This is a genomic window from Fluviibacter sp., from assembly GCF_057744235.1.
This window is the reverse complement of the sequence record NZ_JBIJFP010000001.1, coordinates 89,043-114,130: the sequence shown is the minus strand read 5'-3', so window position 1 is coordinate 114,130 and position 25,088 is coordinate 89,043. Positions and strand designations below refer to the sequence as shown.

The following is a 25,088-nucleotide window of genomic DNA, read 5'->3' as shown; positions in this document are numbered from 1 at the left end:
TGCCGGGATCCCGCCCCAGAGTCCTTCTTAGACTTTCCGGTAAACCTCGGCACCGGTTTTTACAAACTCGATGGCTTTGGCTTCCATGCCTTTTTCTAAGGCCTCATTTTCTGCAAGACCCTGTTGGGCAGCGTAATCGCGCACATCCTGCGTGATCTTCATCGAACAGAAATGTGGGCCGCACATCGAACAGAAGTGGGCGACCTTGGCCGATTCCTTCGGTAGCGTTTCATCGTGGAACTCGCGCGCCTTGTCCGGGTCGAGCCCCAGGTTGAACTGGTCATCCCAGCGGAACTCGTAACGTGCCTTCGACAGCGCGTTATCGCGGATCTGGGCACCGGGATGCCCCTTGGCCAGGTCGGCCGCATGGGCCGCCAGCTTGTAGGTGATGATGCCTTCCTTAACGTCGTCCTTATCAGGCAGGCCTAGGTGTTCCTTCGGCGTCACGTAGCAGAGCATGGCTGTGCCATACCAGCCGATCATGGCGGCACCGATGCCGCTGGTGATGTGGTCGTAACCCGGTGCGATATCCGTGGTCAGCGGGCCAAGTGTGTAGAACGGCGCTTCATCACACCATTCCAGCTGCAGATCCATGTTTTCTTTGATCAGCTGCATCGGCACATGGCCCGGTCCTTCGATCATCACCTGGACATCGTGCTTCCAGGCGATCTGGGTCAGTTCACCCAGCGTCTTCAGTTCGCCGAGTTGTGCATCATCGTTGGCATCGTAGATCGAGCCGGGGCGCAGGCCATCGCCCAGAGAGAAGGCCACATCGTAGGCCTTCATGATTTCGCAGATCTCTTCGAAATGCGTGTAGAGGAAGCTTTCCTTGTGATGCGCCAGACACCACTTGGCCATGATCGAACCGCCGCGCGAGACGATGCCGGTCATGCGGTTGGCGGTCATCGGGATATAGCGCAGCAGCACGCCGGCATGAATGGTGAAGTAATCGACGCCTTGCTCGGCTTGCTCGATGAGTGTGTCGCGGAACAGTTCCCAGGTCAGGTCTTCCGCCTTGCCATCGACCTTTTCCAGGGCCTGGTAGATGGGCACGGTGCCGATCGGCACCGGTGAGTTGCGGATGATCCACTCGCGCGTTTCGTGAATGTTCTTGCCGGTCGATAGATCCATGACCGTGTCGCCGCCCCAGCGGATCGACCAGGTCATCTTGTCGACTTCTTCGCTGATCGAAGAACCAAGTGCCGAGTTACCGATGTTGGCGTTGATCTTCACCAGGAAGTTACGGCCGATGATCATCGGTTCGCTTTCCGGGTGGTTGATGTTGTTCGGAATGATGGCGCGGCCACGGGCGATTTCGTCACGCACGAATTCCGGGGTAATGACTTGCGGAATCGAGGCGCCGTAATTCTGGCCGGGGTGCTGGCGACCGAGGAGTTTGGCCAGGCGCTCGCCTTGCGGGCCGCTGTTTTTCAGGTCGGCCAGATACTGTTCGCGTTGCAGGTTCTCACGAATGGCGATGTATTCCATCTCCGGCGTGATGATGCCCTGGCGCGCATAGTGCATCTGCGTGACATTGGTACCGGCTTTGGCGCGGCGTGGTTTGCGGTGCAGGCCGGGAAAGCGCAGTTCGTCGAGTGCTTTGTCGTCGGCGCGTTGACGGCCAAAGTCGGAAGTCAGGCCATCGAGCACTTCGGTGTCGCCACGTTCTTCAATCCATTGTTGGCGCAGTGCCGGCAGGCCGGCGCGGATATCGATCTTGGCCGCCGGGTCGGTGTAGGGGCCGGAGCAGTCATACACATAGATCGGTGGGTTTTTCTCGCCACCCATGCCCGTTGGGGTGTCGGACTGCGAGATCTCCCGCATCGGCACCTGGATGTCCGGGCGCGAGCCTTCGATATAGACCTTGCGTGAATTCGGTAGCGGCGCAATCGCAGCTTCGTCGACGTGGGCCTGGTTGGCAACGAAAGGTTGTTTGGCGTTCATGAGTCGTCCTTATTGATTCTCTGTGAGTTTGTTTGTTGTTAAGTTACTGCGCGATGCATAACGCATGGGTATGGTGAACGGGGCCGTGGCCGGTCTGTGGTGTACGGCTGATGTGTAATTCGTCGGCGCGACGAATGGCCTGCTGCAGCCAGGCATGGGCGTGAGTCACCGCAGTCGGGATGTCCGGGCATTGCGGGATTAATGCGGTGATGGCCGCCGATAGCGCGCAGCCGGTGCCGTGCGTGTGGCGCGTATCGAAACGTTCGGCACGCAGTTCGATCATGCGGTCACCATCGTAGAGTAGATCGATGAGTTCGCCACCGGGCAGATGGCCGCCTTTGAGCAGAATCCAGCGGTTCTCTTCTTGCTTAAGCAATCGGTGCAGACGTTCGCAGCTGCGCGTCATTTCTTTAATCGTTTCCGGGCCGCGTTCGTCGAGCAGCGCGCCGGCCTCCGGCAAGTTGGGCGTTAGCACGCGGGCGAGCGGTACAAGCGCGTCGCGCAACAGCCCAGTGGCCTCTTTATTCAAGAGCGCGTCGCCGCTCTTGGCGATCATCACCGGGTCGAGCACCAGATTATCTTGTTGGTGTTTTGCTAACTTTTCGGCAACCGCTTGTACGTTGGCAGCCTGGCCGAGCATGCCGGTCTTTACGGCGCTGATCTCAACATCGGCGAGCAGCGTATCAAGTTGTGCACCGATGAATTCTGCCGAAGGCAGTTGTACGGCAGTGACGCCCTGCGTGCTCTGTGCCGTGAGCCCCGCAACGACGCCGCAGCCATAAGCACCGAGCGCGGTGAAGGTTTTAATATCGGCCAGCAACCCGGCGCCACCGCTCGGGTCGATGCCAGCGATCGATAGCACCTTAGGGGGTGCGCCGACAAATAGACGACATGCCTTGCCCGCGCCTTCGCTATCGCGAGGGTCGGGTGTGGCAATGGCAGTCATCAAATCAAGAATCATTCGTTTCCCTACGCCGGTATTAACCGGATCAGGTGCCAAGGGTCTCTCTCAGCCCAAATTGCGGGCACCCCTAACGATCAGAAAGCAGCCAACCGGATGTTGGCCGCACAGGAGGTTGAAATTAAAGGAAAACCCCGCGAACTGCAAGCGAGGGGAGGCAAAAACCGATTTAGGCCTTGAGCTGGGCAAAAATGGCGTCAGCGGCGGCAATGGTCTTTTCAATGTCTGCCGAGGTGTGCGTGGCACTCACGAAGCCGGCTTCAAAGGCCGAAGGGGCAAAGTAGTGCCCCTCACCTGCCACATCAAGCATGGCGTGGAAGAAGCGGTTGAACTTTGCCGTATCGGCTTCCATGACTTCGGCATAGTTGTTCGGTACCGATTCGCGGAAATACAGCCCGAACATGCCACCAACGGCATTGGCCGAGAATGCCACGCCATGCTTGCGGGCGGCGGCCGTCAGGCCATCGGTGAGCTGACGGGTACGCTCGGCCAAGCTTTCGTAGAAACCCGGTGCGCGCAGTTTCTTGAGTGTCGTAAGGCCTGCGGCAACGGCCACCGGGTTGCCCGACAGCGTACCGGCCTGATAGACCGGGCCGAGCGGCGCCAGACACGTGAGAATGTCTTTGCGGCCACCAAAGGCAGCCAGCGGCATGCCACCGCCGACGATCTTGCCTAGGGTGGTCAGATCCGGGGTGATGCCATAGTGACCTTGCACCCCCTGTAGACCCACGCGGAAGCCCGTCATCACTTCGTCAAAGATCAGCACGGCACCGGTGCGGGTGCAACCATCGCGCAGCGCTTGCAGAAAGGCTTTGCCCGGATCCACCAGATTCATATTGCCGGCAATCGGCTCAACGATCACGGCCGCCAGTTTGTCGGCGTATTGATCCAGTGCCTCGTTGAAGGCGGCAATGTCGTTATAAGGTAGCACCAGCGTATGCGCGGCCACATCGGCCGGCACGCCGCCCGATGACGGGTTGCCGAAAGTGAGCAGGCCGGAGCCCGCTTTGACCAGCAGGCTATCAGCATGGCCGTGGTAGCAACCTTCAAACTTGATGATCAGGTCGCGGCCGGTAAAGCCGCGTGCCAGGCGAATGGCGCTCATGGTGGCTTCGGTGCCTGAAGACACGAGGCGCACCATTTCCAGTGAGGGCAGCAGCTCGCAGAGTAGGTCGGCAATCTCGACTTCGGCACCGGTCGGGGCGCCAAAGGTCAGGCCACGGGCGGCCGTGGTTTGCACAGCGTCCAGCACGTCCGGATCGGCATGGCCCAGAATCAGCGGCCCCCAGGAGCCCACATAATCAATGTAGACCTTGCCATCGGCATCCGTGACACGAGCGCCTTTGCCCGAAGCAAAAAAGCGGGGCGTACCGCCCACACCGCGAAAGGCGCGAACCGGGGAATTAACCCCGCCCGGAATATGGCGTTGGGCGGCGGCGAAGAGTTGTTCGTTACGGCTGGTCATGATGAGGACTCAAAAGGAAAGGTCAGGAATCAATGCTTAAGTGGGGATCGGTTCGGCCAGAAACTGGCTCACACGATGCCGTATCTGGTCAGGGGAAGCGGGTGCTTCCGGGGTGCCGAAAAGCTCGGAGATCAATGCGACGGCATCAACCTGGTCGTCCAGTTGAGCCACATTGTCGAGGGTGATGCCGCCGATGCCGCAGATGGCGACCTGCGAGCCGAGTGCCTGACGGAACATTGCCAGTTGGGTCGGTGACACACGGCGGGCGGCGGGTTTGGTTGTTGAGGCAAAACAGGCACCAAAGGCCACGTAGCTGGCACCGTCTGCCAATGCCTGGTGGGCGAGGCCCAGATCGTTATAGCAGGATGCACCAATAATGGTCTTTGCCGGTAGCAGACGGCGTGCATCGCGGAGGCTGCCATCCGAGGCACCCAGATGGACGCCATCGGCCTGCACCGCGATGGCCAGAACGATATCGTCATTGATCAGCAGAAGGGCGCCGTGTGCCTGACATCGCTGCTTCAGACGTCGGGCCCGTTGCAGCTTTTCCGGCATGGCGCTGATCTTGTCACGGTATTGCACCAGACGAACGCCGCCCTGCAGCGCCGCTGTTACTTGGGCAAGCAGTACAGCGGTGTCGGGCTGGTCAGGCGTGACAGCATAGACAAAACTGGGAAAGGTAAAGGAATCGGGCACTATGAACAGGCTGAGATTAGACAATGAAATAAATCAACAAAACCGTTGTTAATAATCATGACAACGTGATGACAGCAGGGTACGGCATCGGTTAGCATGACAGCATTGTATCAATCCGTCGCATTACTTCTTGCCTAGGGTTTTACCATGAGCGGTCAGTCTTTCAAGTCCTGGATGTGTCTGGGCTGTGGGTTTATTTACGACGAAGAAACCGGGCTGCCGGAAGATGGCATTGCGCCGGGCACGCTCTGGGCAGATGTCCCCATGAACTGGGTTTGCCCGGAATGTGGACTGCGTAAAGAAGACTTCGAGATGATCGAGCTCTGATCAGAGACGACGAGGGAGCCCCAGGTGACTATACAAACAATACTGGTGGTGGAACCCTCACCGATTGAGCGGGCACAGCTCAGTGGTGTACTGTCAGCAGCGGGTTATCAGGTGCTCGTCGCGGGCGATGGTGAAGAGGGCTTGGCGGTCGCCCGCCGCGAAACGCCCGACCTGATTCTGATGGAAGTGGTGATGCCGGGCCTCAACGGTTATCAGGCAACGCGTGCGCTGACGCGCAGCGATGATGATCGTATTGCCCGTATTCCGGTGATTCTGATTTCTAATAAAGGGCAGGATACGGATAAGGTGTGGGGCCTGCGTCAGGGGGCGATTGATTATCTGGTCAAGCCAGTGACCGACAACGAGCTGCTGACCCGCATTGCGGATATCTGAAGTCGGTTGAATACTGCAATGGCGACAAAACCGGGTTACCCCGGTTTTTTTATGTCCTCAGCCTCGCCGGTGGCTGACTTGAAACGGGCCAGGGTGCGTTGTCGGGCTTCGGCATGGTCCACCACGGGCGCCGGGTAGTCACGCCCGATCAATACGCCACAGTTAGCTTGCATTTCGGCTGGCATGGTCCAGGGGGCGTGAATGTATTTATCCGGGACGTGGGTCAACTCCGGTACATAGCGGCGGATGAATTTGCCCTTGGGGTCGAAGCGTTCGGATTGGGTGACCGGGTTAAAAATCCGGAACCAGGGCTGGGCATCGCAGCCGGTGGAGGCAGACCACTGCCAGCCGCCATTGTTGGCCGAGAGATCAAAGTCGAGCAGCCATTCGGAGAACCAGGCTTCACCGGCCCGCCAATCCAGCCCCAGGTCCTTGGTGTAGAACGAGGCACTGACCATGCGCAGGCGGTTATGCATCCAGCCCGTTTGTGCCAGTTGGCGCTGGGCAGCATCCACCAGCGGGTAGCCGGTGCGACCCTCGCACCAGGCGCGATGCCATGTCGGTTCGTTATCCCATGGCACGGCATCAAAAGCCGGTTTGAAAGCGTGGCCGATGGTATGGGGAAAGTGATGCAGGATGGCAAAATAGAAATCACGCCAGATCAGTTCATTGAGCCAGCCCAGTGCGCCATCGCCTCCTTCGCGCCAGGCGCGCGCCGCCAGTTCGCGAATGGATACGGTGCCGAAACGTAAATGAACCGACAGGTAGGACACGCCTTTCACGGCCGGAAAGTCACGCGCCTCTTTGTACCGATCAATGCGTGTGAAGAAATCTTCTACCCGGTCTCGGCCACCGCGTGTGCCGGGGGTAATGCCGATCCTCTGTAGATCCGTGTGTTCAAAGCCGATCTCGGCCAGGGAGGGGATCCCGGTGGCCAGCGGTGAGGCGGCCAGATGCTGCAGGTAGCGCGATACCGGGTAAGCGCGGACAAAGTAATCCGTCTCCGATAGCGCCGCTTTTTTATACCAGGCGTTTTTGTAAGGCGTGAATACGGTGAAGGGCCTGCCCATCTGGGTGAGCACTTCATCCTGCTCGAAAATGCACTGATCTTTGTAGCTGTGAAAATCAATGCCCGCCAGGGAGAGGGTCGCCGCGACATCGCGGTCACGGAGTACAGCCGCCGGTTCGTAATCCCGGTTGCTGTAGACGGCGCTCACCCCCAGTTCCCGGGCCAGGGCCGGAATGGCCTGGCGTGGCCGGTCATGACGCACAATCAGGGCACCGCCATGTGCTTGCAACTGCTGGTCTAACTCAACCAGTGACTCACGAATAAACTCGACTCGGCGATCCTGCCGGGGCAGCCCATCCAGAATGTCGCGGTCAAAAATGAAGGCGACATAGACGCGGTAATGGTGCTTGAGCGCGTAGTAAAGCGCGGCATGGTCATCCACGCGCAGGTCGCGCCGGAGCCAGACCAGGGCGGCTTGATCGTCAGGTGTTTGAGTGTGCATTTGCGGTAGAATACGCGATATGACCGCTTCCCGCGTACCCTCAGGCGAATCAGAGGCACCCAAGGCGTCGGGCCTGGCAGAAAATGCCACCTGGCTGCGTGGACATTTTCTGGTGGCCATGCCTGGTATGTCGGATCCACGCTTCAGCCGCAGCCTGATTTATCTGTGTGAGCATTCTGAGCAGGGCGCGATGGGGCTGGTGGTGAACAAACCCACGGATATGAGTCTGGCCTCGCTGTTCGAGCGCGTCGAACTGGCGCATCCCGATGCCGAACTGGCCGGTCAACCCGTGATGTTTGGTGGTCCGGTCCAACTGGATCGCGCCTTTGTGCTGCACAAACCGGCCAAGCCATGGCAGTCGACCATGAAGATTACCGATCAAATCGCGCTGACCAGCTCCAAAGATATCCTGGAATCGGTCGGTGGCGAGACGGCACCCAATGCCATGCTGGTGGCATTGGGTTATGCCGGATGGGTGCCGGGTCAGCTCGATAACGAGATTCTCCAGAATGCCTGGCTCAGTGTCCCGGCGGACGACGAGATCCTCTTTGATCTGCCGTACGAAGAGCGCCTGCCTGCCGCCCTGGCGAAACTGGGTATTGCGTTCGACCGACTGTCTGATGTGGCCGGTCATGCCTGAGGGCACGGTGATGGGCTTTGATTTCGGCACCGTGCGCATTGGGGTTGCCGTCGGCGAAACGCTGACCGGCCTGGCGCATCCGCTAACGCTCGTTGCCAGCGAGCCGGTCGCGCAACGCTTTGAACAGATCGGTACGTTGCTGGCCGAATGGCAACCGAAACACCTGGTGGTCGGCCTGCCGACTTATCTGGATGGCACCGAACATGAGATGACTCAGCGTTGCCGGCGTTTCGGCAATCAGCTGCACGGCCGGTTCAACCTGCCGGTGACCTGGGTTGATGAACGACTGAGCTCGGCCGAGGCCGAGCAGCGCCTGCAGCAGGCAGGGCAGTCGGCCCGTAGTGCCCGGCAGCACGTTGATGCGGTCGCTGCACAGATTCTTTTGCAGCAGTGGCTGGATCAGCACGCTGCCCAAACCCATCATGCCGCCGGAGGCTTGCATGCCTGATTTGAAAACGCTCCCCGATGCCGAGCAGCAGATTGCTGCTCTGGCCGAACAGTTACAACCGGTGTTCGAACGTGCGCCGGAGACCGTGTTGATCGGTGTTTTTACCGGGGGCGTCTGGATTGCCGAGCGTCTGTCGCAATTGTTGCCTACCCACCCCCCGGTGGGGAGTGTGGATATCTCGTTTTACCGCGATGACTTTAATGAGCGGGGTCTGAGCCCGAATGTGCAGCCGACGACCGTCCCCGTCGATATCGTCGGCAAGCCGGTGATTCTGGTGGATGACGTGCTCTACACCGGCCGCACCACGCGGGCGGCATTGAACGAACTGTTTGACTATGGGCGCCCGGCCAGCGTCAAGCTGGCAGTCCTGGCGGATCGCGGTGAACGCCAGTTGCCGATTGCCCCCGATTTTTGTGTCTGGTCGGTGAGTCTGCCCGGCGATGCCAGTCTCGTGCTGGCGCGCAATCCGGCCAATGATCCCGATGGACGCCTGACCTGGAGTCTTGATGATGCTTGATCCGCAACTGGATGCCGAGGGCAATCTGATACACCTGCTCTCCACGGAAGGGCTTTCCCGTGAACAGCTAACGCGGCTGCTCGATACCGGCGCCAGCTTTCTGGGCGTGTCTGATCGGGATGTCAAAAAAGTACCGCTGCTGCGCGGCAAGAGCGTATTCAACCTCTTCTTTGAAAACTCCACGCGCACCCGCACGACCTTCGAAATCGCCGCCAAGCGACTGTCAGCCGATGTTATCAACCTGAATATGTCGACCTCGTCGACGGCGAAGGGCGAGACGCTGCTCGACACCGTGGATAACCTCTGCGCTATGCACGCCGATATGTTTGTCGTACGTCACGAATCCAGCGGGGCACCGCATCTGATCGTGGATCATCTGCGCCGCACGGGCCGGACGGATATTCACGTCATCAATGCCGGCGATGGTCGCCATGGCCACCCGACGCAGGGTCTGCTCGACATGTACACCATCCGGCACTACAAGGGCGGTTTCGAAGGGCTCAAGGTCGCGCTGATCGGCGATATTCTGCATTCGCGTGTGGCCCGTTCAGATATCCATGCGCTCAAGACATTGGGCGCGGCATCCATCCGCGTGATTGGCCCGCAGACATTGATCCCGACCGATATCGAATCGCTGGGTGTGGAAGTGCATCGTGACCTGAACACCGGTCTCAAAGATTGTGATGTCGTCATTGCTTTGCGCCTGCAGCGCGAGCGCATGAGTGGTGCGTTGTTGCCCTCCGCCACCGAGTTTCACGACCGTTACGGGTTGACCCACGAGCGTCTCAAGGCGGCCAAGCCCGATGCCATCGTGATGCATCCGGGGCCGATGAACCGGGGTGTAGAAATTGATTCGGCCGTCGCCGATAGCCCGCGTGCAGTAATTCTGCCGCAGGTCACCTTTGGTATCGCCATGCGTATGGCGGTCATGAGCGTACTGGCAGGAGGTGGCGCATGAGCACGTTGAATCCTCAGCAAACGATTGAAATCCGCGGCGGTCGTGTTGTGGATCCGGCCTCTCAGTTTGATGAGCAGGTCTCGATCTTTATCGCCGACGGTGCCATTGCCGGCATCGGTCAGACACCCGCTGGCTTTACCGCCGCGCAGGTGGTTGATGCCAAGGGCCTGGTCGTTGCACCGGGTCTGGTTGATCTGTCGGCCCGTGTGGCCGGCAATATTGATGCAGAACTGGATGCCGCGGTAGCCGGTGGGGTGACCACGCTGGCATGCCCGCCGGATGTGTCACCGATTATTGACGAGCCGGAACTGGCAGAGCGCATTGTGCGTCATGCCGAAGACGTGTCGCAGGTGCGTGTGCTTCCGGTCGGTGCCATGACCCAGGGGCTGGAAGGTGCCATGCTGGCCGAAATGAGCCTGTTGCGCGACGCGGGCTGCATTGCCGTTTCGCAAGGCCGTGGCTTGCCGGCGGATACGCGGGTGCTCTGGCGTGCATTGCAGTACGCCGCATCGTGCGACGTACCGGTCTGGCTCCAGCCGGCAGAGTTTCATCTGAGCAAGGACGGCATTGCCCACGACAGTGCGCTGGCCTCTCGTCTGGGCTTGGCCGCGATTCCAGTCGCCGCAGAAACGCTGGCCATGCAAACCGTGCTGGCACTCGCCAAAGCCACGGGTGCTCGCGTGCATTTCACGCAGATCAGCTCGGCCGAAGGCGTTGCCCTGTTGCGCGATGCGCGTGACGCCGGCTTGCCGGTGACGGGGGATGTGGCGGTGCACGCCCTGCATCTTTACGAGCAGGACATCGGCTACTTTGATCCGCTCACGCGCTTTGACCCGCCGCTACGTGGTTATACGGATCGTGAAGCGCTGCGATTAGGATTGGCTGAAGGTACACTCAGCGCGGTGGTCTCGGCGCATACGCCGCGCGGGCTGGATGTGAAGCGCGTGCCATTTGCCGAAGCAGCCCCTGGTGCGACAGGGATCGAATTGTTGCTGCCGCTCACGCTGGCCTGGGGTGAGGCGCTGAGCCTGCCGCTGCGCCGTTCGCTGTTGCCGGTGACGTCACAGGCCGCCGCGATTCTCGGCATTGAAGCGGGTCAGATTGCGGTGGGTCAGCGGGCGGATCTCTGTCTGTTTGATCCCGAAGCCCGCTGGACCGTTAACGAGGCAGATCTGCGCAGCTCGGGCAAGCTCACACCCTTCCTGGGGCGCACTCTGCAAGGCCGGGTATCAACCACGCTGGCCGGTGGCCAGGTCGTGTATCAGCGCTGCGACGCCTGACGGCACGGCACAGATACGGATGACCTTGCGCCGTGAGGTCTGCCCTCGAATCAACTCGAGGGCGCTTTGCGGGCAGTCCAGCGTTTTGGCGAGCCAGCTGATCAGCGCCTGATTGGCCTTGCCGTCCACCGGCGGGGCGGCCAGACGGATCTTCAGCGCATCGCCGTGAATGCCGGCACATGAGGTGGTTTTGGCACCCGGCTGTACATGCACCGTCAGCTGCAAATCGCCTTTGCCGGTGATTTGCAGCCAGGGTGTTGGCGCACCGGCCGCGTTGTCAGTCACGTCCTAACTCGATACCCAATTCACGGCTGCGTTCAGCCGCTGCATACATACCGGCCATCAGGCCTTCCTTGACGCCGAGTTCGGCTTTCTTCTTCAAGGCTGCTTCCGTGGTGCCGCCCTTCGAGGTGACACGCTCGCGCAGAACGCTCACCGGATCGGTGGATTGCTCGGCAAGTTGTGCAGCGCCAATAACCGTTTGAATGGCCAGTGTGCGTGCTGTATCGGCCGACAGCCCCAATTCGCGGGCGGCTTCCTGCATGGCTTCCAGAAACAGGAACACGTACGCCGGGCCACTGCCGGAAATCGCGGTCACGCTGTCGATCAGTCCTTCGCGCGCCACCCACACGGTTTCGCCCACGGCACCCAGAATGGCTTCGGCCCGGTTGCGGTCTTCCTGGCTGGCGGACGGGTCTGCGTAAAGGCCCGTCATACCGGCGCCGATCAGTGCCGGCGTGTTGGGCATGGCACGAACGATACGGCGATAACCGCCCATCCAGCGCGATAGATCATCCACCAGCAGACCGGCGGCAATGCTCACGATGAGCGGCTTCTTATCGCCAGCTGGCAGGCTGCTCAGCGCGGCGCGCATCTGTTGCGGTTTCACCGCCAGCACCAGCACATCGCATTGCAGGGCTTCAGCACTGGCCGAATCGTACACATTAATGGCGAATTGTTCGCTGAGGCGGGTACGTGCATCCGGCAGGATTTCGATCACCGACAGATCATGTGGCGCAAAGCCTCGCTGCATCAGACCGCCAACGAGTGCGATGGCCATGTTGCCGCCGCCGAGAAAGGTAATTTTCATAAAGAGACTCCGGGCAAATCGGGATAGGAACGCTTGCCAAAAATGGCCGAGCCCACGCGGACCAGCGTGGCACCTTCGCTAATGGCCGCTTCAAGATCGTCGCTCATGCCCATGGACAGGGTGTTCAGGCATAAGCCCTGTTGGTTCAGCGTGGCTTGCAAATCGCGCAACGCGGCAAAGTGCCGGTGTTGCAGCGAGGTGTCGTCCGTGGCTTCGGGGATCGCCATCAATCCGCGTAGCTGCAGGTTGGGCAGTGCCGCAACCGCTTGTGCCAAGGCCAGCGTATCTTGGGGGGCGCAACCACTTTTGCTGGCTTCGCCGGAAATATTGACCTGTACGCACACCTGCAAGGGCGGTAGCGTTGCTGGCCGCTGGGCCGAGAGACGCTCGGCAATTTTCAGGCGGTCAATGGTATGTACCCAGGCAAAGTGCTCGGCAATGCCTCGCGTCTTGTTGCTCTGGATCGGGCCGATAAAATGCCACGTCAGTTGCGGGCGGGCAGCGGCTTTTTCTACACCTTCCTGGGCGTAGTTTTCGCCAAATGCCTTTTGGCCGCACGCAGCCACCGCATCCACGGCGCTGAGCGGAAAAGTTTTCGAGACAGCCAGCAGCTGTACATCAGCAACGGGCCGGCCAGCCTGCACGGCAGCCGTTTCAATCCGCGCTTGCACCTCCGCCAGCCGGGTGGCGTGGTTAGTGCGGCTCGGGTCGGTCAAAGCGGTGATTTCTGCTATCAACATGGCAAGGCGTGTTCGGGAAAGGCGGCAAACTGTTAGGCTAGCGAAGTATAGCAATGCCATCGATTTGGATTCGACCCATCATAGGAAAGCACGCATGCTTGAAAGTCTATTGATCCAGGCCCGGGATCTCGGCGCCTCGGATATCCATCTATCGGCCGGTATGCCGCCCATGGTTCGCGTACTGGGTGCGCTGCAAATCCTGGAGTCCACACCGCTGGGTAACGCGCAGGTGCGCGGCATCATTGACAGCGTGCTGCCCGAATCGCAGCGCCGTGCTTTTGCCGAAGGTGCCGCCTGTGACTTTGCCTTTGCCGCATCCGGTGCGGGCCTCGGCCGTTACCGGGCAAATGCTTATCGTCAGCAGCGCGGCGTCGCACTCGCTTTGCGCCCCGTACCGATGACGGTGCCCACGTTGGAAGGCATTGATGCGCCACCCCTGCTGCGAAGCCTGGCAGCCCTGAGTCAAGGGCTGGTAATGGTGGTGGGCGCGACGGGTTCCGGTAAAAGCACCACGCTCGCCGCCATGACCGAGCATATCAACCGCAACGAGGCGAAGCATGTACTCACCATCGAAGACCCGGTGGAGTTTGTTTACGAGCCGCAACGCGCACTGATTACGCAACGGGAAGTCGGGCGAGATACACCCAGCTTTGCCGATGCCCTCAAAGCCGCGTTGCGCGAAGACCCGGACGTGATTCTGCTGGGAGAAATGCGCGATCTGGAAACTATCCGCCTGGCACTCACGGCTGCCGAAACCGGCCACCTGGTTCTGGCGACGCTGCATACCGCAACCGCCCCTCAGGCCATAGAACGGATTCTGGATGTCTTCCCCGGTGAAGAGCGGGATCTGGCCAGAACGCTGCTGGCGGATGTGCTCCGCGCAGTTGTGGCGCAGCAGCTATTACCACGTAGTGATGGGAAAGGCCGTGTTGCCGCTCACGAAATTCTGGTGGGCACACCCGCCGTGCGCAATCTCATCCGCGAAAACAAAACCGCACAACTGGTGTCGGTGATGCAGACAGGTCAACAACATGGCATGCAGACGATGGCGCAGAGTCTGGAGCGACTTTCTCAGACCGGGGTGTTGAGTCGAGAGTGACTTGTTCAACAACCTGTCTGTCGATTCAGAGAGCGTCAATGTTTATCCCAAGGTAAGACGTTGCCGTTGCATTGGATACGGGAAGCCGGCTGTGTTCCAAAAAGGAAATATTTAGCAATAGGGATATCTACGCACGGCTGCCCATACGGCAACGCTACGCCATGCCAGTACTCGTCGGCAATGCTGATGTAGCTTGCATTTGGGAGAATGCGAAGCGATGCCTCTGCGCCTTCCTTCGGCGTTCGCGCATCGTTTTCAGTATGTAGCAAGACAATGCCTTTGGCGCTTGCCGCATTGCTGAGAGGCGGCCGAACGATGCCAGTTGGTTGCCAATACAATCCTGGCCAATCAGTGAAACGCCCACCAATCAGCGGATACATTGAAACGTTGTAATTGGTTGCAGCAATCCACTCATCAATACCCAAGCGCATGGGGCTGTCGTTAGCGACAACGACAAAATTCATGGCTGGATAAGGTTCTAAAGAGATCGGTTGTTGTTCCCCAGATAGCCGACCGAAATACTGATCTGCAATTTTTCCTGCCAGAGTTTTTGCGCGTTTATTCAGAGTGTTGTCTGGGTCGGAGTCACCCGGATCTACGACTTCGTGAGCAATAGCTGCGCTTGTAATGGCCGAACGGAGGGATGATTCTTTCTCGATTTCTGTGGGTGCAATGATGGTATCGAGTTTATTAAATAGCCATATTGCCGCGACCATCGTCAGCACGGCATCACTCGCATGAAATGAACTGCCCATTTGCTCAGAAATCACTTCACCCACAGATGCCTGAAGGAATGGACGAGGGCTCAGAGATTGGTAAATAGTGCCTAAATCAGCCGCGCTACCATCGATAGAAAACTGGGAAGAATGTCGCTTGGCATAGGGCACAATCACGTTTTCAAAGGCGCGCTGAAAACCCATCGGTTGTTGCAGAAAGGTTTCCTCAATGCCGCGCGTCAAATCAACCACACCTGATAGCACCATGGCACCGACCCTCTCGGGGAAAAGGCTTGCATACCAATGTCCCAACCATGTTCCATATGACATCCCAAGATAATTAAGTTTTTCATCGCCAAGCAAATGGCGGAATAAATCTAGATCACGGGCAGTAGCGTCGGTGTTGATGTAAGGCGTTAATGGGTTTTGCGCACAAGCTTGTGCTTTGAGCTTGGCGTTACCCAGCATTCCACTGATATTGCGAGGTGTTCTGTCCGATTCTGTGCCTACAAAATTGAATAAGCCATTAGTGCCGCAATATAAACGCGTGCTGGCACCGGCTCCCCGCGGTGAAAAGCCAATCAAATCAAATTCACGCGAGATTTGCCTGTATAGAGCCCCGGTGGGATTCTCACTACTTCCGCGAGACCATAATGCACCGTAGAGGGGGGCAAAAACCAGACCGTCCCCACCTGGGCCGCCGGGATTGAACAGAATGGCGCCTTTTCTGTTTGCTAAATCTTCAGCGGCTGCGCGCATGAAAGCAACGACAACATCACCGCGTGACGGATTAGCGTAATCCAAAGGCGCACGCATGTAAGCACAGGTCAAACGGCTGCCCAGGTCTGCAGGGTTTACCTGAAAACGTTGAAGAACAGACTCGTCAGCAGCCAAGAGTGAAGGTTCACAGGCAACCCACTCGAGTTTCTGTGTTTTGTAGGGTGTCAGATTATCTGAATGATCAGAGTTGCCGCCCCCGCAACCAGACAGTAAAACGATCCATGTGGTTAAGGCAATGCGCCATATTTTCTTTGTGCAGTTTTGAATCATCACGATCATTGGTGCTCGGATAGAACAATTTGCTTAGTCTATTCCTCACATTGAGCAAAGATGGCGTTTGAAAACCAAGAAATGATGAATATTTGACGAATGTCAATTAACCAGATGGTTAGTATTATTCTAAAGGTGGAAAATAAAACGATTCCTGACTCGAGGTGCCACATGGTTTCACAATTCGACTTTAATCAACTAAACCATTCGCGTAGAGATTTTGTCAAAGGCGCGGCCGCATTGATGGTATCCCCGCTTTTAGGCTGTGGCAGTGGAAGTGGTAGCGCGCAAAGCACCAATACAAATGCCGAGCTAAAAACACTGTTGAATAAAGCTTGGGACTCCAGATATCCTGGGAAAAAAGGTGGGTTAACCTTGCACATGATTGCTCCTAACGGCGAGTTTTTCGCATCCAGCATGCCCAATGTAGGCACTGATTCATACTTCCGCGGAGCGAGCATCACCAAGACATTTACGGCTGCCGGCATCATGTTGCTTGATCAAAGGGGGCAGTTGCGTATTGATGATTATCTGACAGATGTCATTCCGGCAGGAGGGCGGCCGTATCTTCCTAATGCGAGCGAATATGATATCCCGTACAAATCACAGATTACGATCCGGCACCTCCTAGAGCATTTAGCTGGGGTGTTCGACCTTGCGAACCAGATCATTCCTTCAACTGTGTCTCAACCGTACGCAGGAAGCAGATATGTCGATTGGAAGGTTGAGGTGGCGCCGAATCACTCGTTTACGAAAGACGAGCTGATCAGTGTCGTGGCGACTAACCAACTTTTTGATGCGGTCCCCGGTATGACCTACCATTACTCCGATACAGATTACACAATTCTCGGAAAAATCATCGAGGTGGTTTCAGGAGTCAGCCTCAATGAATTTATGCGAAGAGAGTTTCTTGTACCGAATGCACTTGATCAAACCAGCTTTATTGTCAGCGGTTCAAACCAAATGCTCGAGTTTCCTTACATTGAAGGGCATTCATTAGAAAGTGGTGTTGAAATGGTCGTCACTAATTACAACTATTCTTATGATCCTGCGTCAGGAAATCTTGTGACCACAACATCTAACTTGGTTCGTTGGATACGCAATCTAATAAAGGGTCAAACGAATCTGTCTGCAGATCAAGTTGCACGAATGTCAGTGATTACACCTCCCGCAACAAACTATGGGTTGGGAATACTCCATAACAAAGGTGTCGGGTACGACCTGGGCTGGGGACATAATGGTGGGTGTGGTGGCTATCTAACAGATGCGTACCATGACCCTATTACCGACATTTCTTATGTGTTGCAAAGCTCGCTGATTGATTTGAGTGATCTTTCCGGCGAATTCAATTGGATGGCACAAACGGCAATCGATGCCAGAAAAACGATTGGTTATTGAAAACGGCTGGAGGCATCAATCGATGAAAGTCAAACGCCTGCTGGGGTTAACAATGATGCTTATTTTGTCAGCCTGTGCTTCGATCCCTGATGCGCCACACGTAAACGTGTTACCTGCCAAAGGTGTGACTTTAGAACAGTTTCGTCTCGATGATTTGCAGTGCAGGGAGTTTGCTCAAGATCAGATATCGGACGATATTTCAAATAAGTCAGCAATGGAAACGTTGACCGATATTGCAATCGGATCTGCCGTGGGGGCTTTGGCAGGTCAGGCTATAGGCCACAACACACACGGTACGGTTACGGGATTGGCTATCGGGGCAGGTCTGGGGTTGGCAACCGGTGCCTATCAAGCACATAAAAACTCTGAAGACGCGCAGAGGCATTATGACAGCGCCTACCAGCAGTGTATGTCGATTAAGGGTCATGTCATCCGTTAGTTAGAAAGGCTTGTGCTGTGGTTCATCACTCTTTTCAATGGATACAAGGTGCCTTGGGCATTATTACTGCCTTGGGTATGACACGTCTGATCATCTCCGTTATCCACATGCATTTGGCTAGAAGAAAGATTCAGCTCGACTGGGTGCCATTTGTCTGGGCCTTAAACATTTTTTTCCTGTTGTTACAATTCTCATGGGTATTTGTAGGGCTTGAATCAGCCGTGACACAGTGGACATTTGGACTGTTTCTGATGCTACTTTGTTTCGTGCTGACACTCTTTGTTGCGGCAGCACTGGTTTTGCCAAACACCGATGGTCAGGCAGGGAAATCGTTACAGACTTGGTTTCAAGAGGATGGGCGATGGTCTCTCCCATTTCTTGGGCTATATGCTTTTCTGGATTACCCATTCAATTGGTATTTTGGCGGACAAACCCCGGAGGGGAATCCTGCTGCTGCAATTCTGATCTTAATGGTAGCGATTGCTTTTTTCACAAAGTCGAGAAAAGTGCTGGCGACCGTAACCATTGCTGATTTATTACTCACCGGCGGGATCGTGCTCGAAATGATCCTTGTTGCTTGATGCGTGGGCAACAAAAAACCGCCTCATGGGCGGTTATTGTTTGCTGATGCTCCACTAAGAAGTGGTCGGTTGTGAGTGACTCGAATACTCGACGTATGGATTACGAGTCCGTCGGCTTCTGCCGCCGATGAAACCCGGCCACCAGATCAATCACGAACAGCCGGCATTCCAGCGCACCGTTCTTTAGCGGGAAGCGGCGGCGCGGCTTAAGGCCCAGGCCTTTAGTCAGTTCCAGATCGGCGGTGAATAGCGCTGCGGTCCAGCCGGTAAATTGTTGCTTGAGGGTGCGACCCCACTCAGGGTATTCGGCTTGTAGCGTTTCCTGTTCGGAGAGGCGTACGCCGTAGGGCGGGTTGCAGACCAGCAGGCCGCTGGTGGCCGGTGCGCCACGGCCGACGAAGTCGCCTTGTTCCAGCGTCACATCCGTCAGTAGCCCGGTTTCTTCCAGATGGCGGCGCGTGGCCGCGATGGCGCCGGGATGGGCGTCGCTGGCAAACAGCGTTTGTGCTGGCAGGGCTTGGATTTGGGCACGGGCATCGGCGCGCAGCTTTGTCCACAGGCCACGGTCGGCGTCTGCCCAGCGTTCACAGGCAAAGCGGCGGTTCAGGCCGGGTGCGCGGTTCGCACGCATCCAGGCAGCTTCAATGACGATGGTGCCGCTGCCGCACATGGGGTCGAGAAAGTTTTCGTATTTAAGTGTGCCGTTTTCATCTCGGTCATTCCACCCAGCCAGGGCCACTAGGCCGGCCGCGAGGTTTTCTTTCAGCGGGGCTTGTCCGGCGGCACCACGGTAACCGCGCTGCCAGAGCGGGTCGCCCGAGCTGTCGATGTAGAGGGTGGCGCTGGTTTCGGTGAGGAACAGTTGAATGCGTTGGTCGGGGTGTTCGGTGTTCACATTCGGGCGGCTACCGCGATCTGCGCGGAAGCGATCACAAATAGCATCCTTCACGCGCAGGGTGGCGAAGTCGAGGCTGCGCAGTGGTGACTTCACAGCAGTGGTGCCGACCTTGAAACTCTGGCTGACGTCGAACCACTGGTGCCACGCGATCTTGCGTGCCATCTGGTAGAGGTCGTCTTCCTTCTGATAGGCACCAACGGCCAGACGTACCAGAATGCGTGAGGCAAAGCGTGAGTGCAGGTTGGCGCGGTACAGGCTTTCCTGGGTAGCCCGGGCGCGCACGCCGCCGCCCACCTGTTCCACCTGGGTCATGCCGAAGCGGGTGAGTTCGCTGACCAGAAGTTCTTCGAGGCCGCGGGGGCAGGGGGCAAAAATATGCATGAAGTGCTTTCTTTAGAACGGCTTGAGAACAACCAGGAAGGTGATAACGGCCAGAATGAGGACCGGGATTTCGTTAAACCAGCGGTACCAGACATGGCTGTGGGCATTACGACCAGCGGCAAATTGTCGGTACAGTGTGCCGCAGTAGAAGTGATAGCCCAGCAGAAAAACGACAAGCAGGGTTTTGGCATGAAGCCAGCCACCGCTGAAGCCATAGCCAAACCACAGCCATAGGCCGAGGACGACGGCGCCTATGCCGATCGGGGTGACGAACTTGTAGAGTCGGCGTGCCATGCCGAGCAGGCGTTGGTATTCGGCAGATTGCGTATCTGGCACGGCGGCCAGATTGACGTAAATACGGGGCAGGTAGAAGAGGCCGGCGAACCAGCTGACGACCAGAATAATGTGAAAAGCTTTGATGGTTAGCATGAAGGCACCTGCAGCGTCGAAAGAAAGTCGTGCACCGTTGGGTAACGGAGTCGGATGCGCAGCTCTTTGAGCAGTCGTTGATTGTCGAGCCGGCGCGATTCTGACATGAACGAGTACAGCATGGGGGAAACCCGGGTTTTTAACAGGTCGCGGGGGAGTCGTTCGGGGCGGGGGAGCCCGGCGGCATCGGCTACGGCATCAAACCAGTCGCCCATCCTGAGCTGGCTGTTGTCGCTGGTGTTGATGGTGCGTAGCGAGCGGCCGCGGGTCAGGCTGAGCCAGCTGATGCGCGCCAGGTCATCGGCATGAATATGATTGGTCCAGGTGTCGTCGGTCGCTTGTAGGGCCGGTGTGCCGGCTTTGAGACGCTCGATGGGTAAGCGGTCGCCGGCGTAGATGCCAGGAACGCGCAGGATGGTGCCGGCATTGCCGAAGGGCTGAGCCGTGCGGGCTTTACTATCGTATGGCGATAAACCGGCACGCAAACGGGTTCTGGTCCAGCGGCGCAGCGAGGCTTCAGCACCGACGCGGCGCTGGCCGCGTGCCGTTTGGGCATTGAGCGGCCGGGTTTCAGCAACAAGCGTGCCTTCGCAGTCACCGTAGACGCCGGTGGTGCCGATGAGCACCAGACGCCGTGGTAGACTGCGGCCACCATGCAGTGCCGCCAGAAAGCGCTCCAGACGGGCGTCTCGATGGCGATTTGCCGGGGTGGTGTCGGCCGGTGGTGCCAGGTAAATCACCTGGGTCGCCAGACCCTTCAGTCGCTGTAGGCTGAGGCGGTTATCCAGATCGGCGGCGACCGGTGTCGCGCCGAGCGCGCGCCAGGTTGCCCAGGTGCTGCTGTCGGGCGTATGGCGCAACAGCGCCCGCACGCGGTAGCGTCCGCTGACCTTGGCAGCAATGCGGACGGCAACATCGCCGCAACCGGCCAGTAGCAGTGTCGGCTGGCGAAACTGTCGCGGCAAGGCGCGCCGATGGCGTGCACGGAGCGGGGGCGTGTTCTGCATAACCGTATTGTACGGTTTGTACCTGCCTCAGGCTTGATAGAGACTTTGTTTGATCAGTGAACCGTAAACCAGGATTGAATATGACGCACCAGGTGACGCTTAACCCTATTAATGCCAGTTTCCGCGCGGATGGCCATGAGACGGTGCTGGAAGCAGCGCTGCGCCACGATCTGCTGGTGCCGTATGGTTGCCGTACCGGTGGTTGTGGCGCTTGCCGCGCCAGAATTACATCGGGGTCGGTGGATCATGGCAAGGCTAGCGAAACCACGCTGCCCCCGGCTGATCGTGATGCCGGATTTGCCCTGCTGTGCTGCGCCGTGCCACAGACCGATGTGACGGTGGAAGTGAAAGACGTGCGTCGTGCTACTGATATTCCGGTCAAAACCTTGCCTAGCCGTATAGAAGGTCTGGACAAGCCGGCTGCCGATGTGGCCGTGCTGACGCTGCGCTTGCCGGCGACGGAAGTGTTCCAGTTCCATGCCGGTCAGTACATCGATATTCTGCTTAAGGACGGCAAGCGCCGTAGCTTCTCGATTGCCAACCCGCCGCATGATGCCGCAACCCTAGAGTTACATGTGCGCCATGTGCCGGGGGGTCTGTTTACCGATCAGGTGTTCAGCACGATGAAGGTGCGTGACATTCTGCGCTTCAATGGGCCGCATGGCAGCTTCTATCTGCGTGAATCCAATAAGCCGATGATTCTGTTGGCCGGCGGCACCGGTTTTGCACCGATCAAATCGATTGTGCAGGAAGTCTTGTATCTGGAGCTGGATCGCCCGATGCACATTTACTGGGGGGCGCGTGATCGTGCCGGCCTGTACCAGTATGAGGTCGCCGAAGCCTGGGCGGCGCAGCATCCGCATATCCGGTTTATTCCGGTGTTGTCGGAACCGGAAACTACACCAGGATGGGCGGGCCGTGCCGGGCTGGTGCATGAAGCAGTGCTACAAGATTTCCCGGATCTGTCGGCGCACGAGGTGTATGCCTGTGGTGCGCCCGGCATGATTGCCGCAGCGCGTGCCGATTACATTGGCAAGGCGAACCTGCCGGATGACGCGTTCTTTGCGGATTCGTTCGAGTTTGCCGCGAACTAACCGGCAACGGCGTTGAATGCCCCGGGCCTGCAGTGACTGCAGGCCTTTTTTATTGCTGCTGTTGTTGTGTCTGGAGATAGCGATCGACACAGTTTTTGCAGATACAGGCCTTCATCTGCATTTCAGCGGGGACCAGATCACGTAGCCCCTGCGGGATGCCGGTGCTGCAACACCAGCAGGGTGTATCGTCGTGTGCACCGCAGGCGTTGTTGCCGCTGCATAACGGGCATTGGGTTTCATCGATGGGGTTGCTCATCAGTGCGCCTTAGTGTGCTTGATCCCAATTGGGGCCAATGCCGATATCCACGACCAGTGGCACTTTGAGTTTTGCCACGTTGGTCATCAGTGGGCCGAGTGCTTCGCTGACGCGGGCACGTTCGTGGTCAGGTACCTGCAGGACGAGTTCATCATGCACCTGCATGATCAGTTGGGTTTCCATACCTTCGCTGCTCAGCCAGTGCTGCACCGCCAGCATGGCCAGCTTGATGAGATCAGCGGCCGTGCCCTGCATGGGGGCATTGATGGCGGCGCGTTTGGCACCCTGGCGGCGGCCCTGCTGGCCGGCCTTCAGGTCGGGTAGCCACAGGCGGCGACCAAAAACGGTTTCGACATAGCCGTTCTGGTGGGCGTTCTGACGGGTTTCTTCCATGTAGCGGGCAACGCCCGGGTAACGGTCGAAGTACCGGTCGATATAGGTTTGTGCCGCACCACGTTCAATGCCCAGTTGTTTGGCCAGGCCAAAGGCGCTCATGCCGTAGATCAGGCCGAAGTTGATGGCTTTGGCGGCACGGCGTTGATCATCACCGACTTCCAGTGGCATGACGCCGAACACCTCGGCCGCGGTTGCCCGGTGAATGTCTTCGCCGTGAGCAAATGCATCGAGCAGTCCTTTGTCGGCAGACAGATGCGCCATGATACGCAGTTCGATCTGCGAGTAGTCGGCCGAGATGATGCTGTGCTGGGGCGGTGCAATAAAGGCTGTACGAATGCGCCGACCTTCCTGTGTGCGGACAGGAATGTTCTGCAGGTTCGGGTCGGAGCTGGCCAGGCGGCCAGTAACGGCGGTGGTCTGCGAGTAATGGGTATGGACCCGGCCGGTGGCCGGGTTGATACGCTGAGGCAGCTTGTCGCAGTACGTGTTTTTGAGCTTGGCAATGCCCCGGTATTCGAGCAGCAGACGCGGCAGCGGGAAATCAAGCGCGAGCTCCGACAGGACTTCTTCATCGGTTGAGGGCGTGCCGGACGCGGTTTTCTTTTTGACGGGCAGCCCCTGTTGCGTGAACAGAATCTCGGCCAGCTGTTTGGGGGAATTCAGATTGAAGCTCTGGCCGGCCAGGGCATGGGCGTCGCTTTCCAGCGCCAGCATGCGTTCGCCCAGGGCGTGGCTCTGATCGGCGAGTTGCTGGTTGTCGATGAGGACACCGTTCTGCTCCATGGTGAACAGCACCTGTTGCACCGGCAGCTCCAGCTGGCGGTAGGTATGTTCCAGGCCCGGTTCGCGGGCCAGTCGTGGCAACAGGCGTTCGGCAATGCGCAGCGTGATATCGGCATCTTCGGCGGCATAGGCGGTGGCTTCGGCCACGGCGACCTGATCAAAACCGATCTGGTTGGCGCCTTTGCCGCAGATGGCTTCATAGGGAATGGTGCTCAGCCCGAGATGGCGGCGGGCCAGTGTGCCCAGCTCCAGGGCACCGGGGCTGACTTGCCCGGCTTCCAGCACGTAAGCGGCGAGTAGGGTATCGTCAACAATGCCCGCCAGCTGGATGCCGTGGTTGGCAAAGACATGCTGGTCATATTTGGCATGCTGCAGAATTTTTTGGGGGGTGCGGTCTTCCAGCCAGGGCTTGAGTTTGGCCAGGGTGGCAGCAAACGGGAGTTGCGTCGGGCTGTCCGGCCCGTTGTGTGCCAGCGGCAGGTAGGCCGCTTCGCCGGGGGCGACAGCAAAGGAGATGCCGACCAGACGCGCCTGCTGTTCATCCAGGCTGGTGGTTTCCGTATCGAGCGCTACGCGTGAGGCCTGTTGGATTTTTTCTAGCCAGCGCGCCAGCGTGGCGTCATCCAGAATGGTTTCGTAGGCGGCACGATGGCTGCCGTCATCGGTCAGTAAATCAGCTGTCGGCGTGATCGCTGTGGATTCATTTTCTGCGGTACTGGATTCGCCGCCCTGCTGTTCGATGGCTTTGAGCCAGGTTTTAAAGCCGTTATTTCGGAAGATATCGCGCAGGGTTTCTGCATCTTCCGGTGTGGCGTCCAGCGCAGTGAGCGGCAAGGGCAGAGGGACGTCGGTTTTGACGGTAGCCAGGGTGCGGCCCAGCGGCAGGAAATCCAGATGGGCACGCAGGTTTTCGCCGGCCACGCCTTTGACCTCGGCCGCATGGGCGATCACGCCATCCAGGTCGCCGTAGGTCTGCAGCCATTTGGCAGCAGTTTTTGGGCCGACCTTCTGAACGCCGGGGATGTTGTCGGCGGTATCGCCGACTAGGGCCAGGTAATCGGTGATGTGTGACGGTGCAACGCCAAACTTGGCTTCAACACCCGCGACATCCAGCCGTTCGTTGCTCATGGTGTTGACCAGGGTGGTCTGCGGGGTGACCAGTTGCGCCAGATCCTTGTCGCCGGTGGAAACTACGACGGAGAATCCGGCCGCTTCCGCCTGGCGGGCTAAGGTGCCGATGACGTCATCGGCTTCGACACCGCTTTCCATGATCAGCGGCCAACCCAGTGCGCGGACGACGGCATGGATCGGTTCAATCTGCCGGGCCAGATCTTCCGGCATGGGCGGGCGATGTGCCTTGTATTCGCTGTAGAGCGCATCGCGGAAGGTTGGGCCGCTGGCATCAAAAATACAGGCGCGGTATTCGGCCTTGAAGTCACTGCTCAGCCGCCGTAGCATGGAGATGATGCCGTACAGCGCCCCCGTTGGTTCGCCCGACTGATTGCGCAGGTCAGGGAGTGCATGAAAGGCACGGTACAGGTAGGATGAACCATCAACGAGCAGTAGAGTGGGCATGACAGACCGGGAGGCA

Annotated in this window: 26 protein-coding genes and 1 riboswitch; of the genes, 12 read left to right on the top strand and 14 right to left on the bottom strand. The window is 58.2% G+C overall.

Annotated features, from left to right (window positions below; translation table 11 throughout):
- Positions 1-27: 27 nt before the first annotated feature.
- From thiC to thiE, 4 genes are all read right to left on the bottom strand, one after another.
- On the bottom strand, positions 28-1,944 hold the full coding sequence (gene thiC, locus AC3GOJ_RS00515; protein WP_488235490.1) for a phosphomethylpyrimidine synthase ThiC: 1,917 nt from the start codon (positions 1,942-1,944) through the stop codon (positions 28-30).
- Between the two features lie 43 nt (positions 1,945-1,987).
- Positions 1,988-2,905 (bottom strand): bifunctional hydroxymethylpyrimidine kinase/phosphomethylpyrimidine kinase, encoded by a 918-nt coding sequence (thiD, locus tag AC3GOJ_RS00510; protein WP_488235489.1) that lies wholly within the window; start codon positions 2,903-2,905, stop codon positions 1,988-1,990.
- A riboswitch (TPP riboswitch) is annotated at positions 2,894-2,987 on the bottom strand. It overlaps the preceding gene by 12 nt.
- 87 nt (positions 2,988-3,074) lie before the next feature.
- Positions 3,075-4,370, bottom strand: coding sequence for a glutamate-1-semialdehyde 2,1-aminomutase (gene hemL / locus AC3GOJ_RS00505; RefSeq protein WP_488235488.1), 1,296 nt, complete (start codon positions 4,368-4,370; stop codon positions 3,075-3,077).
- A gap of 36 nt (positions 4,371-4,406) precedes the next feature.
- Positions 4,407-5,090 carry a thiamine phosphate synthase gene (gene thiE, locus AC3GOJ_RS00500; RefSeq protein WP_488235487.1) on the bottom strand — a complete coding sequence of 228 codons (684 nt, stop codon included), beginning with the start codon at positions 5,088-5,090 and terminating at the stop codon, positions 4,407-4,409.
- 150 nt (positions 5,091-5,240) lie between these two features.
- Between thiE and AC3GOJ_RS00495 the strand changes: the two genes are divergently transcribed.
- Positions 5,241-5,393 (top strand): rubredoxin, encoded by a 153-nt coding sequence (locus tag AC3GOJ_RS00495; RefSeq protein ID WP_488235701.1) that lies wholly within the window; start codon positions 5,241-5,243, stop codon positions 5,391-5,393.
- A 24-nt stretch (positions 5,394-5,417) separates the two neighbouring features.
- The gene (locus AC3GOJ_RS00490; protein ID WP_488235486.1) at positions 5,418-5,786 is read left to right on the top strand and encodes a response regulator; all 369 of its coding nucleotides are present in this window, start codon (positions 5,418-5,420) and stop codon (positions 5,784-5,786) included.
- Between the two features lie 35 nt (positions 5,787-5,821).
- On the opposite strand, the gene AC3GOJ_RS00485 is transcribed toward AC3GOJ_RS00490, so the two are convergent.
- Complete coding sequence (locus tag AC3GOJ_RS00485) at positions 5,822-7,297, bottom strand: cryptochrome/photolyase family protein (RefSeq protein WP_488235485.1); 1,476 nt, start codon at positions 7,295-7,297, stop codon at positions 5,822-5,824.
- 118 nt (positions 7,298-7,415) lie between these two features.
- Between AC3GOJ_RS00485 and AC3GOJ_RS00480 the strand changes: the two genes are divergently transcribed.
- Genes AC3GOJ_RS00480 through AC3GOJ_RS00460 form a run of 5 tightly spaced genes read left to right on the top strand, consistent with a single transcriptional unit; the run spans position 7,416 to position 11,140 of the window.
- Entirely contained in the window at positions 7,416-7,937 is a 522-nt protein-coding gene (locus AC3GOJ_RS00480) for a YqgE/AlgH family protein (protein WP_488235700.1), read from the top strand.
- Entirely contained in the window at positions 7,930-8,385 is a 456-nt protein-coding gene (gene ruvX / locus AC3GOJ_RS00475) for a Holliday junction resolvase RuvX (protein WP_488235484.1), read from the top strand. Before AC3GOJ_RS00480 ends, ruvX begins: the two co-directional genes overlap by 8 nt.
- Complete coding sequence (gene pyrR, locus AC3GOJ_RS00470; protein WP_488235483.1) at positions 8,378-8,902, top strand: bifunctional pyr operon transcriptional regulator/uracil phosphoribosyltransferase PyrR; 525 nt, start codon at positions 8,378-8,380, stop codon at positions 8,900-8,902. The genes ruvX and pyrR overlap by 8 nt, the downstream gene beginning before the upstream one ends.
- Positions 8,895-9,860: an aspartate carbamoyltransferase catalytic subunit gene (locus tag AC3GOJ_RS00465; RefSeq protein ID WP_488235699.1), complete on the top strand. Its 966-nt coding sequence runs from the start codon at positions 8,895-8,897 to the stop codon at positions 9,858-9,860. Before pyrR ends, AC3GOJ_RS00465 begins: the two co-directional genes overlap by 8 nt.
- Positions 9,857-11,140: a dihydroorotase gene (locus tag AC3GOJ_RS00460; protein ID WP_488235482.1), complete on the top strand. Its 1,284-nt coding sequence runs from the start codon at positions 9,857-9,859 to the stop codon at positions 11,138-11,140. Before AC3GOJ_RS00465 ends, AC3GOJ_RS00460 begins: the two co-directional genes overlap by 4 nt.
- Here AC3GOJ_RS00460 and AC3GOJ_RS00455 read toward each other — a convergent pair.
- The 3 genes from AC3GOJ_RS00455 to AC3GOJ_RS00445 are packed head-to-tail and all read right to left on the bottom strand — an operon-like array spanning position 11,090 to position 12,946.
- Positions 11,090-11,425, bottom strand: coding sequence for a DUF167 domain-containing protein (locus AC3GOJ_RS00455; protein ID WP_488235481.1), 336 nt, complete (start codon positions 11,423-11,425; stop codon positions 11,090-11,092). The genes AC3GOJ_RS00460 and AC3GOJ_RS00455 overlap by 51 nt on opposite strands.
- Positions 11,418-12,230, bottom strand: a complete 813-nt coding sequence (gene proC / locus AC3GOJ_RS00450) for a pyrroline-5-carboxylate reductase (RefSeq protein WP_488235480.1) — start codon at positions 12,228-12,230, stop codon at positions 11,418-11,420. Before proC ends, AC3GOJ_RS00455 begins: the two co-directional genes overlap by 8 nt.
- Positions 12,227-12,946 carry a YggS family pyridoxal phosphate-dependent enzyme gene (locus AC3GOJ_RS00445; protein WP_488235479.1) on the bottom strand — a complete coding sequence of 240 codons (720 nt, stop codon included), beginning with the start codon at positions 12,944-12,946 and terminating at the stop codon, positions 12,227-12,229. Before AC3GOJ_RS00445 ends, proC begins: the two co-directional genes overlap by 4 nt.
- 118 nt (positions 12,947-13,064) lie before the next feature.
- Here AC3GOJ_RS00445 and AC3GOJ_RS00440 point away from each other — a divergent pair, with 118 nt between their 5' ends.
- Positions 13,065-14,069 carry a type IV pilus twitching motility protein PilT gene (locus tag AC3GOJ_RS00440; protein ID WP_488235478.1) on the top strand — a complete coding sequence of 335 codons (1,005 nt, stop codon included), beginning with the start codon at positions 13,065-13,067 and terminating at the stop codon, positions 14,067-14,069.
- 35 nt (positions 14,070-14,104) lie between these two features.
- Here the strand turns inward: AC3GOJ_RS00440 and AC3GOJ_RS00435 are convergent, their stop codons facing one another.
- Positions 14,105-15,844 carry an alpha/beta fold hydrolase gene (locus tag AC3GOJ_RS00435; RefSeq protein WP_488235477.1) on the bottom strand — a complete coding sequence of 580 codons (1,740 nt, stop codon included), beginning with the start codon at positions 15,842-15,844 and terminating at the stop codon, positions 14,105-14,107.
- Positions 15,845-16,006: 162 nt separating this feature from the next.
- On the opposite strand from AC3GOJ_RS00435, the gene AC3GOJ_RS00430 reads away from it, so the two are divergent.
- From AC3GOJ_RS00430 to AC3GOJ_RS00420, 3 genes are all read left to right on the top strand, one after another.
- Positions 16,007-17,233: a serine hydrolase domain-containing protein gene (locus AC3GOJ_RS00430; protein ID WP_488235476.1), complete on the top strand. Its 1,227-nt coding sequence runs from the start codon at positions 16,007-16,009 to the stop codon at positions 17,231-17,233.
- The gene (locus tag AC3GOJ_RS00425) at positions 17,208-17,672 is read left to right on the top strand and encodes a glycine zipper family protein (protein WP_488235475.1); all 465 of its coding nucleotides are present in this window, start codon (positions 17,208-17,210) and stop codon (positions 17,670-17,672) included. The genes AC3GOJ_RS00430 and AC3GOJ_RS00425 overlap by 26 nt, the downstream gene beginning before the upstream one ends.
- A 77-nt stretch (positions 17,673-17,749) precedes the next feature.
- The gene (locus AC3GOJ_RS00420; protein WP_488235474.1) at positions 17,750-18,253 is read left to right on the top strand and encodes a hypothetical protein; all 504 of its coding nucleotides are present in this window, start codon (positions 17,750-17,752) and stop codon (positions 18,251-18,253) included.
- Positions 18,254-18,353: 100 nt separating this feature from the next.
- Here the strand turns inward: AC3GOJ_RS00420 and AC3GOJ_RS00415 are convergent, their stop codons facing one another.
- Genes AC3GOJ_RS00415 through AC3GOJ_RS00405 form a run of 3 tightly spaced genes read right to left on the bottom strand, consistent with a single transcriptional unit; the run spans position 18,354 to position 20,968 of the window.
- Positions 18,354-19,532, bottom strand: a complete 1,179-nt coding sequence (locus AC3GOJ_RS00415) for a THUMP domain-containing class I SAM-dependent RNA methyltransferase (protein ID WP_488235473.1) — start codon at positions 19,530-19,532, stop codon at positions 18,354-18,356.
- Between the two features lie 12 nt (positions 19,533-19,544).
- Positions 19,545-19,961: a CopD family protein gene (locus AC3GOJ_RS00410; RefSeq protein WP_488235472.1), complete on the bottom strand. Its 417-nt coding sequence runs from the start codon at positions 19,959-19,961 to the stop codon at positions 19,545-19,547.
- Positions 19,955-20,968 carry a Rossmann-fold NAD(P)-binding domain-containing protein gene (locus tag AC3GOJ_RS00405; protein WP_488235471.1) on the bottom strand — a complete coding sequence of 338 codons (1,014 nt, stop codon included), beginning with the start codon at positions 20,966-20,968 and terminating at the stop codon, positions 19,955-19,957. Before AC3GOJ_RS00405 ends, AC3GOJ_RS00410 begins: the two co-directional genes overlap by 7 nt.
- Positions 20,969-21,048: 80 nt before the next feature.
- Between AC3GOJ_RS00405 and AC3GOJ_RS00400 the strand changes: the two genes are divergently transcribed.
- Positions 21,049-22,062, top strand: a complete 1,014-nt coding sequence (locus tag AC3GOJ_RS00400) for a CDP-6-deoxy-delta-3,4-glucoseen reductase (RefSeq protein ID WP_488235470.1) — start codon at positions 21,049-21,051, stop codon at positions 22,060-22,062.
- A 49-nt stretch (positions 22,063-22,111) separates the two neighbouring features.
- Here AC3GOJ_RS00400 and AC3GOJ_RS00395 read toward each other — a convergent pair whose 3' ends face one another.
- Both AC3GOJ_RS00395 and polA read right to left on the bottom strand, forming a co-directional pair.
- The gene (locus AC3GOJ_RS00395; RefSeq protein ID WP_488235469.1) at positions 22,112-22,318 is read right to left on the bottom strand and encodes a cysteine-rich CWC family protein; all 207 of its coding nucleotides are present in this window, start codon (positions 22,316-22,318) and stop codon (positions 22,112-22,114) included.
- Between the two features lie 9 nt (positions 22,319-22,327).
- Complete coding sequence (gene polA, locus AC3GOJ_RS00390) at positions 22,328-25,072, bottom strand: DNA polymerase I (RefSeq protein ID WP_488235468.1); 2,745 nt, start codon at positions 25,070-25,072, stop codon at positions 22,328-22,330.
- Positions 25,073-25,088 lie beyond the last annotated feature (16 nt).

Coding starts and splice junctions, on each gene's coding strand:
- thiC (WP_488235490.1), bottom strand. CDS start 1,944: ATGAACGCCAAACAACCTTTCGTTGCCAACCAGGCCCACGTCGACGAA.
- thiD (WP_488235489.1), bottom strand. CDS start 2,905: ATGATTCTTGATTTGATGACTGCCATTGCCACACCCGACCCTCGCGAT.
- hemL (WP_488235488.1), bottom strand. CDS start 4,370: ATGACCAGCCGTAACGAACAACTCTTCGCCGCCGCCCAACGCCATATT.
- AC3GOJ_RS00495 (WP_488235701.1), top strand. CDS start 5,241: ATGTGTCTGGGCTGTGGGTTTATTTACGACGAAGAAACCGGGCTGCCG.
- AC3GOJ_RS00485 (WP_488235485.1), bottom strand. CDS start 7,297: ATGCACACTCAAACACCTGACGATCAAGCCGCCCTGGTCTGGCTCCGG.
- AC3GOJ_RS00480 (WP_488235700.1), top strand. CDS start 7,416: ATGCCTGGTATGTCGGATCCACGCTTCAGCCGCAGCCTGATTTATCTG.
- ruvX (WP_488235484.1), top strand. CDS start 7,930: ATGCCTGAGGGCACGGTGATGGGCTTTGATTTCGGCACCGTGCGCATT.
- pyrR (WP_488235483.1), top strand. CDS start 8,378: ATGCCTGATTTGAAAACGCTCCCCGATGCCGAGCAGCAGATTGCTGCT.
- AC3GOJ_RS00465 (WP_488235699.1), top strand. CDS start 8,895: ATGCTTGATCCGCAACTGGATGCCGAGGGCAATCTGATACACCTGCTC.
- AC3GOJ_RS00460 (WP_488235482.1), top strand. CDS start 9,857: ATGAGCACGTTGAATCCTCAGCAAACGATTGAAATCCGCGGCGGTCGT.
- proC (WP_488235480.1), bottom strand. CDS start 12,230: ATGAAAATTACCTTTCTCGGCGGCGGCAACATGGCCATCGCACTCGTT.
- AC3GOJ_RS00440 (WP_488235478.1), top strand. CDS start 13,065: ATGCTTGAAAGTCTATTGATCCAGGCCCGGGATCTCGGCGCCTCGGAT.
- AC3GOJ_RS00435 (WP_488235477.1), bottom strand. CDS start 15,844: ATGATCGTGATGATTCAAAACTGCACAAAGAAAATATGGCGCATTGCC.
- AC3GOJ_RS00430 (WP_488235476.1), top strand. CDS start 16,007: ATGGTTTCACAATTCGACTTTAATCAACTAAACCATTCGCGTAGAGAT.
- AC3GOJ_RS00425 (WP_488235475.1), top strand. CDS start 17,208: ATGCCAGAAAAACGATTGGTTATTGAAAACGGCTGGAGGCATCAATCG.
- AC3GOJ_RS00420 (WP_488235474.1), top strand. CDS start 17,750: ATGACACGTCTGATCATCTCCGTTATCCACATGCATTTGGCTAGAAGA.
- AC3GOJ_RS00415 (WP_488235473.1), bottom strand. CDS start 19,532: ATGCATATTTTTGCCCCCTGCCCCCGCGGCCTCGAAGAACTTCTGGTC.
- AC3GOJ_RS00410 (WP_488235472.1), bottom strand. CDS start 19,961: ATGCTAACCATCAAAGCTTTTCACATTATTCTGGTCGTCAGCTGGTTC.
- AC3GOJ_RS00405 (WP_488235471.1), bottom strand. CDS start 20,968: ATGCAGAACACGCCCCCGCTCCGTGCACGCCATCGGCGCGCCTTGCCG.
- AC3GOJ_RS00400 (WP_488235470.1), top strand. CDS start 21,049: ATGACGCACCAGGTGACGCTTAACCCTATTAATGCCAGTTTCCGCGCG.
- AC3GOJ_RS00395 (WP_488235469.1), bottom strand. CDS start 22,318: ATGAGCAACCCCATCGATGAAACCCAATGCCCGTTATGCAGCGGCAAC.
- polA (WP_488235468.1), bottom strand. CDS start 25,072: ATGCCCACTCTACTGCTCGTTGATGGTTCATCCTACCTGTACCGTGCC.